This is a genomic window from Moorena sp. SIO4A1 (assembly GCF_010672065.1).
Lineage (GTDB): Bacteria > Cyanobacteriota > Cyanobacteriia > Cyanobacteriales > Coleofasciculaceae > Moorena.
The window spans coordinates 1-2,239 of the sequence record NZ_JAAHHX010000329.1 but is presented as its reverse complement, the minus strand read 5'-3'; the positions used below and the strand labels follow the sequence as shown (position 1 = coordinate 2,239).

Below are 2,239 nucleotides of genomic sequence, written 5' to 3'. Positions count from 1 at the left end.
TCTGTCAGTGCGGGTGAAACCACCTCCTTATTGCTGGACTTGACTGCAAAAGGCGCTCAGAAGTGGGTAGAAAACATTCAGTCCGGGACCCAACTAACCGGGGGACTGATATTCACTTATGAGTATCCTCAAGTGCTACCGCAAGTACAGGCTCAGATTCATGTGAAAGGTAAGAGCATTTTTGCAAACCTCTCTTCTGTGCTCAAGCTCAAGGAGGATGGCTACTACTACGGAACCAGAGAAGAAGTTGACAGAGCTTGGGAGCAGTTAGTTCAAGATCAATTGATTGAAATTAAGCTTCCAGAACCGCTTCCCCCCGAATTAACGGGAATGGAAGAAAACCTGCTCAAGACCTTTGCGGAACAGGTGCAGCACGATCTATTTAATCGGTTGTTTGAGCCTATCTCAAATACTGAAACTGCCACAATTGGGACTGCTGATCATCCAGAGAGTCCCACGTCAGGAGTAATGTACAAGCTGACGTGGCGTGAAGAAATGGATGCGGTTGAGCTGAGTTTTGAACTCAGTGTCGATGGTGGTTGGACGTGGTTGAAAGGTAGCGTGAGTAAAGATTTCACAACGCTGTTCGGTGAAATTGATTCCAGCTACATCAACACGATCTACCAAGAACAATCGTTTCCTGTTTCCATCACAGTCCAGGGTGACCCTCTGTTGAGTACAGTAGCGCTGTCCTGGTCAACCGATGACGGGAAAGTGCCAGAAGCTCTCGTTTTTGGTTCTGAAGGTGGCAAGCTTGAATACACCCTTATCAGTCGGAATCCTGACAAGGTCACGATTCCCTATCAGGCAAAGGTGGGTTTCACGCTAGCTAAATGGCCCGTGATTGAGGTAGAAGGGGCTGCCACTGTTGCCGAAGGGGGAAACCAAATTTTATTGGAGCCAGGCAAATGGATCTGTAATCTGATGATCCATCTGCAGATTCGAGAGGGCGATCAGACAAAACCACCTGCTGAATTACCTCGTGGTGATTATCTGGTGGTGAATATATCTTACACCGGACCCCATCTCTCAACTCGGATTCGAGAATCTGCGCGGATTTCGCCTTTGGCACCGATGCGGTTTACCTATCTGCAAGATCCAAAAGGACGATCAAGTCAATTGTACCTGAGTGCTAATGGTGTTTTAGATGGGCAGATGATTCGGGTTCGCCAGCAACTTATTCATCCTGATGAGGAGAATGTATATCTTCTGGCTAGTCACAATGGGGTGCAAATTGTTAGCCAGGAAAGTCCCTTGCCGGAGAATAATCATTTAGCACGACGATTGCTACTTGTACTAGGGCATATCTTTGAGTTATTGGCTCTCCTAGGTGGCCATGTCGGAGGGTGGTAGTCCGTTAAGTGTTTCCGCAGATCTTCTAGTACCGGGATGGTCCGGAGTGATATCAGTGACCTTGTCTGTATGACCTTCAAAGGTATGGATTAGTTGACCGGTTTCTGTATCCCACAAACGCACTGTTTTGCCCCAAGTGTCGTCACTGAGAATCTGTTTGCCATCTGGACTAAAAGTGATCGCAGTGACCCTACTAGTATGACCTTCCTGAAGGGGTGACAAGGGAGCTAGAAGGTAGACTGAATCAACCTCATGGCTCTTTGACCCCTCTGAAAAAAGGGGAGTTTATTGGATTTAGTTCTCATTAATTGAGTACCTAAAACTGACCAAAACTCCATTGCGACTATCCATAAGAGCTGATTTGTAAAGAAAATCAGCTCTTACTGCTCCCTATTCCCGACTCCCGACTCCCGACTCCCGACTCCCGACTCCCGACTCCCGACTCCCGACTCCCGACTCCCTAAAATGCCAAACACCACCAACCACTCAACAAATTCCCAGCAGTTAACGATTCTGATTATTGACGACCATCCCTTACTTCTTAAAGGAACGATTGACCTTGTCCAAGGTCGCTTTTCTGATGCTGAGATTCACTCCGCTCAAACCGCCGAAGAGGCATTAGAACAAGTCAAAGAACAGAATCCTGATATTTGGCAGTTCCTGTAATTGCTTATGAAGCTTTTTTTAAGCGGGAATTTGCACAACTTTCCTTAGAAAAATATCAGATTAGACTAATGATTTATGATCCAATACAGGAGGTAATTGTGCAATGGACACTATAGAGTATTATCGCCAGATCATTCAGTCGTTGTTGACAGCTTATGCTGAAATACCAATTGTCAATGGAACCATTGATTGCTACAAGGTGTTTGATACGAAACAAGAC

5 protein-coding genes are annotated in these 2,239 nt (G+C 46.1%); 4 read left to right on the top strand and 1 reads right to left on the bottom strand.

The features are described from left to right. Positions 1 to 1,353 (top strand): hypothetical protein (locus F6K53_RS37850; protein ID WP_293084844.1); only part of this gene is annotated, 1,353 nt, incomplete at its 5' end. Here F6K53_RS37850 and F6K53_RS37845 read toward each other — a convergent pair. After that, positions 1,327 to 1,575: a hypothetical protein gene (locus F6K53_RS37845; RefSeq protein ID WP_293084841.1), complete on the bottom strand. Its 249-nt coding sequence runs from the start codon at positions 1,573 to 1,575 to the stop codon at positions 1,327 to 1,329. The genes F6K53_RS37850 and F6K53_RS37845 overlap by 27 nt on opposite strands. A 243-nt stretch (positions 1,576 to 1,818) precedes the next feature. Between F6K53_RS37845 and F6K53_RS37840 the strand changes: the two genes are divergently transcribed. From F6K53_RS37840 to F6K53_RS37835, 3 genes are all read left to right on the top strand, one after another. Further along, positions 1,819 to 2,019 (top strand): hypothetical protein, encoded by a 201-nt coding sequence (locus F6K53_RS37840; RefSeq protein WP_293069022.1) that lies wholly within the window; start codon positions 1,819 to 1,821, stop codon positions 2,017 to 2,019. Next, positions 2,004 to 2,135 (top strand): element excision factor XisH family protein, encoded by a 132-nt coding sequence (locus tag F6K53_RS46270; RefSeq protein ID WP_366510904.1) that lies wholly within the window; start codon positions 2,004 to 2,006, stop codon positions 2,133 to 2,135. Before F6K53_RS37840 ends, F6K53_RS46270 begins: the two co-directional genes overlap by 16 nt. Beyond that, a partial coding sequence (locus tag F6K53_RS37835) for an element excision factor XisI family protein (RefSeq protein WP_293084847.1) occupies positions 2,123 to 2,239 on the top strand: 117 nt, incomplete at its 3' end. The genes F6K53_RS46270 and F6K53_RS37835, both read left to right, overlap by 13 nt.